The following is a 7,062-nucleotide window of genomic DNA, read 5'->3' on the forward strand; positions in this document are numbered from 1 at the left end:
CCGTCGCCGTCCCGGAGCTGTCCGTCGACCCGAGCCCGGAGCTGGCCGTCACCCACCTGACCCCGGAGCACTGGGCCCGGGCCAACCGGCTGCTCGTGCGCAAGGCGCTCGCCGAGTTCACCCACGAACGACTGCTCGCCCCCGAGCCGGTCGCCGACGACCCGGACGGTCCGGACGGTCGCACCTACCTGGTCCGCAGTGACGACGGCAACGTCGAGTACCGGTTCACCGCCCGGCTGCTCTCCCTGGAGCACTGGCACATCGACCCGGAGAGCATCACCCGCCACCGCGCCGGCGCGGAACTCCCGCTGGACGCCCTGGACCTGGTCACCGAGCTGCGCGGCGCGCTCGGCCTCTCCGACCGGGTGCTGCCGGTCTACCTGGAGGAGATCACCTCCACGCTGGCCGGGACGGCGTACAAGCTGAGCCGGCCGGCGGTGGGCGCGGCCGAGCTGGCCCGCGCCGACTTCCAGGCCATCGAGACCGGTATGACCGAGGGCCACCCCTGCTTCGTGGCGAACAACGGACGGCTCGGCTTCGGCGTCCACGAGTACCACCGCTACGCCCCGGAGGCGGCCCACCCGGTCCGTCTGCTCTGGCTCGCCGCGCACCGCGAGCACGCCACCTTCACCTGCGCCGCCGACCTGGACTACGACGCCCTGGTGACGTACGAGCTGGGCGGGGAGACCCTGGCCCGGTTCGCCGCCACGCTCACCGGCCTCGGCCTCGACCCGGCCGACTACCTGCTCATCCCGGTGCACCCCTGGCAGTGGTGGAACCGGCTGGCGGTCACCTTCGCGGGTGAGGTGGCCCAGCGGCGGTTGGTCTGCCTCGGCGAGGGACCGGACGAGCACCTCGCCCAGCAGTCCATCCGTACCTTCTTCAACGTGAGCGCCCCGGAGCGGCACTACGTCAAGACCGCGCTGTCGGTGCTGAACATGGGCTTCCTGCGTGGCCTCTCCGCCGCGTACATGGAGGCCACCCCGGCGATCAACGACTGGCTCGCCGACCTGTTCGACGCCGACGAGGTGATCAAGGAGACCGGCCTGACCCTGCTACGGGAGCGGGCCGCCGTCGGTTACCGGCACCGGCAGTTCGAGGCGGCCACCGACCGGTACTCGCCGTACCGGAAGATGCTCGCCGCGCTGTGGCGGGAGAGTCCGGTGCCGGGGCTGGCGGCGGGCCGCCGCCTGGCCACCATGGCGTCGCTGGTGCACGTCGACCGCAACGGACGCTCGCTGGCCGCCGCGCTCATCGAGGAGTCCGGGCTGGCCCCCGAGGTGTGGCTGCGCCGCTACCTGGACGCCTACCTGGTGCCGCTGCTGCACGCCTTCTACGCCTACGACCTGGCGTTCATGCCGCACGGCGAGAACGTCATCCTGGTGCTCGACGGCGGGACGGTCGAGCGGGCCATCTTCAAGGACATCGCCGAGGAGATCTGCGTGATGGACCCGGCGGTGGAGCTGCCCGAGCAGGTCCGCCGGGTCCAGGCCGACGTCCCGGAGGACATGCGGCTGCTGTCGATCTTCACTGACGTCTTCGACTGCTTCTTCCGGCACCTGAACGCGGTGCTGGCCACCGAGGGCGTCCTCGACGAGGAGACCTTCTGGCGGACGGTGGCCGAGTGCGCCGCCGACTACCGCGACCGGGTGCCGCACCTGGCCGAGCGGTTCGTCCGGTACGACCTCTTCGCCGACGAGTTCGCCCTGTCCTGCCTCAACCGGCTCCAGTTGCGCAACAACGAGCAGATGGTCGACCTCGCCGACCCGTCCGCCGCCCTGCAACTGGTCGGCACCCTCGCCAACCCCCTCGCCCGGTACGCCCCGGGCGACTGAGAAATTTCCCAGAAAAGTTCCGGCGAGGATGTCGAGAACGCGGGTGGTGGCTTCGACCTCGGGGTGAGAGCACCGAGAATGGTGCGGTGGCCCTGAGGAGCAGACCATGAAGTACATGCTGTTGATGCAGTTCAGCGCGGATTTCGACGAGTTCCCCATGATCTACACCTGGCAGCCGGAGGAGGTGCAGGCCCACATCGGGTTCATGCGCGACCTGAACGCGAAGCTGGCCGCCGCCGGTGAGCTGGTCGAGGTGCAGGGCCTGGGTGGACCGGAGCAGGCGAAGATCGTCCGGGCCGGTGCGGACGGACGGCCGGTGGTCACCGAGGGCCCCTTCGCCGAGACCAAGGAGTTCCTCGCCGGCTACTGGATCGTGGACGTGGAGTCCCCGGAGCGGGCCGTCGAGATCGCCGCGCTCGCCTCGACCGCGCCCGGTCCCGGCGGACGCCCGCTGCACATGCCGATCGAGGTGCACCCGGTGATGTCCGCGCCGCCACAGGACATGTGACGGGCGCCCACGCCTCCGAGGACCTGCTGCGCGAGCTGGCGCCGCAGGTCCTCGGCGTGCTCGCCCGCCGGTTCGGCGACTTCGCCACCGCCGAGGACGCGGTGCAGGAGGCACTGCTGGCCGCGGCGACACAGTGGCCGGCGGGCGGGGTGCCGGAGAACCCGCGCGGCTGGCTGGTCCAGGTCGCGTACCGCCGGATGGTCGAACAGGTCCGGGGCGAGCAGGCCCGGCGGCGACGGGAGGACCTCTCCGCCCGCCACGAGCCGGCGGACCGGCGGTACGCGCCGGCGGCGGACGAGCCCCTGACGGCGGACCGGGACGACACGCTGGTCCTGCTCTTCCTCTGCTGCCATCCCGCGCTCTCGCCCGCCTCGGCGATCGCGCTGACCCTGCGGGCGGTCGGCGGCCTGAGCACCGCCGAGATCGCCCGCGCCTTCCTCGTGCCCGAGGCCACCATGGCCCAGCGGATCAGCCGGGCCAAGCAGCGCATCCGCAGCTCGGGGCTGTCGTTCCGGATGCCCGAGGAGTCGGAACGCGGGCCTCGGCTCGACGCCGTACGGCACGTCCTCTACCTGATCTTCACCGAGGGGCACACCAGCAGCGGTGGCCCCGACCTGCTCCGGGTCGACCTGTCCGACGAGGCCATCCGGCTGACCCGGATCCTGCACGACCTGCTGCCCGACGACAGCGAGGTCACCGGGCTGCTCGCCCTGATGCTGCTCACCGACGCCCGCAGCGCGGCCCGCACCGGACCGCACGGAGAGCTGGTCTCGCTGACCGACCAGGACCGCACCCGCTGGGACCGGGCCGCGATCGCCGAGGGCGTCGCCCTGGTCACCCACGCGCTGCCCCGGGGACCGGTCGGCCCGTACCAGCTCCAGGCCGCCATCGCGGCCCTGCACGACGAGGCGCCCACCGCCGCCGAGACCGACTGGCCGCAGATCCTCGCCCTGTACGAGGTCCTCGGACGCCACGCCGACAACCCGGTGGTGTCGCTGAACCGCACGGTGGCGTACGCCATGGTGCACGGGCCGGTCGCCGGCCTGGACGCCCTCACGGAGCTGGCCGCCGACCCCCGCCTCGCCGGTCACCACCGCCTGTACGCGGCCCGCGCCCACCTGCACGAGATGGCCGGTGACCGGGAGGCGGCGGTCGGGCACTACCGGGCGGCGGCCGAGCGCACCAGCAGCCAGCCGGAGCAGCGGTACCTGCTGATGCGGGCCGCCCGGCTCGCCGGTCCCCGCCCGACGGAGGGTTAGCGCCGGACCCGGTTGTTGCCCCGGGTCAGCATGACGCCGAGGGCGATCATGCCCACGCCCAGGAACAGGTGCAGCCAGTTGTCGGCCGTGTTCAGCGGCACGAAGTTCGCGCTGGACTCGTAGTCGATCACCAGGCCGTAGAGCCAGAGCACCAGGTAGAGCGCGCCACCACCGACCAGGTACGTCCGTGCGCCCGAAACGGTACGGGACAGGGCGAGCCCGGCGACGCCGAACGCGAGGTGCACCAGGTTGTGCAGGACCGACACCTGGAACAGGCCGAGCAGTTTCGCCTCGGAGTCGTAGCCGGCGAAGGTCATCGTGCCGTAGTCGGTGGTGATGCCGGGCACGAAGCCGAGCACCCCGACCAGCAGGAAGACCGCCCCGACCACTTGGGCAGCCCGGCGCACCGGGTGACTGGTCCGCGCGCGGGCACCGGTTCTGGTGGCCATGTCGCTCCCTCCACAGATGGGAATCCGACCGCATCTCCCCCTTTCCTCCCGCCCAAAACCTGCGGTTCCACGACTTCCCCTTCTCCGGGCAGTGACATGGGCTCACCACACATTGACGGGTGACGAAGCGCCTCCTATGGTCGCTCGCGGCTGGCAAAGCGATGGAGCTTGCCCCGAACCCCTGTGAGGTGTCCGTTGCGACGATCGATGGCCGTCATCCTGCCGCTGGCCCTGCTCGGCTCCGGCCTGACCGCCGCGCCCGCCCGGGCCGCCACGACCCTGCCGGTCTCCACCGTGGTCGCCAGCTCGCACGACGGCAACGTGCCGGCCAACGTCCTCGACGGTGACCTGGACACCCGCTGGTCGGCCGAGGGCGACGGCTCGTGGATCCGCTTCGACCTGGGGGCGAGCACCACGATCGGCTCGATCGCCGTCGCCTGGCACCAGGGCGACACCCGCGTGCAGACGTTCGCCGTGCAGGTCTCCGCCGACGCCTCCACCTGGAACACGGTCGTGAGCCAGCGGACCAGCAGCGGCAGCACCCGGCAACTGGAGACGTACGGCTTCGCGGACCGTACCGCCCGCTACCTCCGGGTGGTCGGTTACGGCAACACGTACAACGACTGGAACAGCATCACCGAGGCCCGGGTGTACGGGGCGGACGGCGGCAGCGGAACCTGCGCCGTCCCCGCCGACGTGCTCGACCTGACCAACTGGAAGATCACCCTGCCGACCGGGTCGTCGGGCAGCCCGACCGAGATCAAGCAGCCGGCGCTGGACGGTTACCAGGTCAACCCCTGGTTCGTCACCGCCGACTCGTGCCGGGCGGTGCAGTTCCGCGCCCCGGTCAACGGGGTGACCACCAGCGGATCGAGCTACCCCCGCTCGGAGCTGCGCGAGATGACCGGCAACGGGACGTCCAACGCGGCCTGGTCCTCCACCTCCGGCACGCACACCCTGACCGTGGACCTCGCCTTCACCCGCCTGCCGTCCACCAAGCCGCACGTCGTCGGCGCGCAGATCCACGACGGCGACGACGACGTGACGGTGTTCCGGCTGGAGGGGACGAACCTCTACGTCACCAACGGCGACACCACCCACCACAAGCTGGTCACCAGCGGCTACCAGCTCGGCACCCGCATCCAGGTGAAGTTCGTGGTCAGCGGCGGACAGGTCAGGGCGTACTACAACGGCGCCCTCCAGACCACGCTCAACAAGAGCTTCTCCGGCGCGTACTTCAAGGCCGGCGCGTACACCCAGGCCAACTGCGGCAACTCGTCGCCGTGCAGCAGTGACAACTACGGCCAGACGCTGATCTACGGCCTCAGCGTGACGCACTCCTGACCGCCTGGCGTGACCCGGACTTCCGCCGGCTCTGGGCCGGGCAGGGGGTGTCGTACCTCGGTTCCCAGGTGAGCGTGGTGGCGCTGCCGCTGACCGCGGCGGCGGTGCTCCACGCCGGCCCGCTGCACATGGGCGTGCTGGCCGCGCTGAGCCGGGCACCGTACCTCCTGTTCGGCCTGGTCGTCGGGGTCTGGGTCGACCGGCTGCCGCGCCGTCCCGCGCTGGTCGCGGTCAACCTGGCCCTGGCCGTGGTGCTCGCGGTGATCCCGGTCGGCGCGCTCCTCGGCTGGCTGGGCCTCCCGCAGCTGTACGCGGTGACGTTCGTCGCCGGCTCGTTCGCCGTCTTCCTCGACGTCGCCCACCTGGCGTACGTGCCGACGCTGGTGCCCGCGCACCGGCGCACCGGCGCACAGAGCATCGTCGAGGTGACCCAGTCGACCGGGCAGCTCGGCGGGCCGGCCCTGGCCGGCTGGCTCGTGCAGGTGCTCACCGCGCCGGTCGCCGTCGCGGTCGACGCGCTCTTCCACCTGGTCGCCGCCGGGTCGGTGCTGGCGATCCGACACCGCGCGCCACGCCCCGCCGGGCCCGCCCCGGGCCTGCTGACCGCCGTCCGGGCGGGACTGCGGGTGGTCTTCGGCGAACCGGTGCTGCGCGCGGTCACCCTGGCCACCGCCACCCTCGTCTTCTGGGCCAGCGGCTCGTCCGCCCTGCTCGTGCTCCACCTGCTGCGGGAACGGAATCTCGCCCCGTGGCTGCTCGGGGTGACCCTCGGCGCGGCGGCGGTCGGCGGGCTGGTCGGCGCGGTGGTCGCCGCACCGCTCGGCCGTCGCCTGGGCAGCGGCCCGACCATGGCGTACGCCCTGCTGGTCGGCGGGCTCGGCGCGGGCCTGACCCCGATGGCCGAGTGGGTGCCCGGGTGGACGGCGTTCGCTCTGGTGCTGACCTCCCAGGTCGTCGCCGGGTTCGGGCAGCAGGTCCACCACGTGCACCAGGTGCCGATCCGGTACGCGCTCACCCCGGACCACCTGCACGGCCGGGTCAACGCCACGATCCGTACCGTGGTGTGGGGTTCGGCTCCGGTCGGCGCGCTGCTCGCCGGGGGGCTCGCCCAGTACTGGGGCACCACACCCGTCCTGGCGCTCGGCGCGGTCGGGATGGCGACCGCCGCCGCCTGGGTCGTCGGCTCCCCCGCCCGGCGGGTACGCCACACCACCGACCTCCGCCCCGCCGGCCGGTAGACAGCACGAGAGCCCCTTCCCGGGGTCGGGAAGGGGCTCTCGTGTGGTGTCACTTGGTCCAGAGTTCGGCGACCAGGTCGGCGGCCTGCTTCTCCCACTGGGCGTAGTGGTCGGGGTAGGCCGAGACCTGCACGGTCTGGGCGGCCTGGGTCAGCGGCATGTCCTTCCAGCCGTCGACCTGCTTGAGGCCCTTCAGGAACGCGGTGGTGGAGTAGGCGGGGTCGGTGATCTGCTCGACCGTGCCCCAACCCGACGACGGGCGCTGCTGGAACAGGCCCTGCGAGTCGTGGTCGTTGCGCTCGCCGAGGTGGCCCAGGTTCTCCAGCTTGGACTCCTGGAGGCTGGTGGCGATCGCGACCACGGCGGCCCGCTCGTCCATGCCGGCCTTCTTGGTGGCCTCGATGATGGCCTTGGCGTTGTCCTTCTGCT

Annotated in this window: 6 protein-coding genes and 1 pseudogene; 5 read left to right on the top strand and 2 right to left on the bottom strand. The window is 72.0% G+C overall.

Translation table 11 applies throughout. From position 1 onward, the window contains the following. The first annotated feature begins 17 nt into the window (after window positions 1-17). The 3 genes from QSK20_RS17735 (at window position 18) to QSK20_RS17745 (ending at window position 3,602) form a co-directional block, all read left to right on the top strand. The gene (locus QSK20_RS17735; RefSeq protein WP_285789704.1) at window positions 18-1,835 is read left to right on the top strand and encodes an IucA/IucC family protein; all 1,818 of its coding nucleotides are present in this window, start codon (window positions 18-20) and stop codon (window positions 1,833-1,835) included. Between the two features lie 106 nt (window positions 1,836-1,941). Then, a complete protein-coding gene (locus QSK20_RS17740; RefSeq protein ID WP_285789688.1) occupies window positions 1,942-2,343 on the top strand; it encodes a YciI family protein in 402 nt (133 codons plus the stop codon). After that, on the top strand, window positions 2,340-3,602 hold the full coding sequence (locus tag QSK20_RS17745; protein ID WP_285789689.1) for an RNA polymerase sigma factor: 1,263 nt from the start codon (window positions 2,340-2,342) through the stop codon (window positions 3,600-3,602). Before QSK20_RS17740 ends, QSK20_RS17745 begins: the two co-directional genes overlap by 4 nt. Here QSK20_RS17745 and QSK20_RS17750 read toward each other — a convergent pair. Then, window positions 3,599-4,051 (bottom strand): DUF4383 domain-containing protein, encoded by a 453-nt coding sequence (locus QSK20_RS17750; RefSeq protein WP_285789690.1) that lies wholly within the window; start codon window positions 4,049-4,051, stop codon window positions 3,599-3,601. The two genes, QSK20_RS17745 and QSK20_RS17750, sit on opposite strands and share 4 nt — an antisense overlap. A 195-nt stretch (window positions 4,052-4,246) precedes the next feature. Between QSK20_RS17750 and QSK20_RS17755 the strand changes: the two genes are divergently transcribed. Both QSK20_RS17755 and QSK20_RS17760 read left to right on the top strand, forming a co-directional pair. After that, window positions 4,247-5,395, top strand: a complete 1,149-nt coding sequence (locus tag QSK20_RS17755; protein ID WP_285789691.1) for a polysaccharide lyase family 7 protein — start codon at window positions 4,247-4,249, stop codon at window positions 5,393-5,395. After that, window positions 5,392-6,633 (top strand): MFS transporter, encoded by a 1,242-nt coding sequence (locus QSK20_RS17760; RefSeq protein ID WP_285789705.1) that lies wholly within the window; start codon window positions 5,392-5,394, stop codon window positions 6,631-6,633. The genes QSK20_RS17755 and QSK20_RS17760 overlap by 4 nt, the downstream gene beginning before the upstream one ends. Before the next feature lie 49 nt (window positions 6,634-6,682). On the opposite strand, the pseudogene QSK20_RS17765 reads toward QSK20_RS17760, so the two are convergent. Further along, window positions 6,683-7,062 (bottom strand): annotated as a pseudogene (locus QSK20_RS17765) (hypothetical protein); the annotation flags it as partial.

It is taken from the genome of Micromonospora sp. NBRC 101691 (assembly GCF_030269285.1).
Lineage (GTDB): Bacteria > Actinomycetota > Actinomycetes > Mycobacteriales > Micromonosporaceae > Micromonospora > Micromonospora echinospora.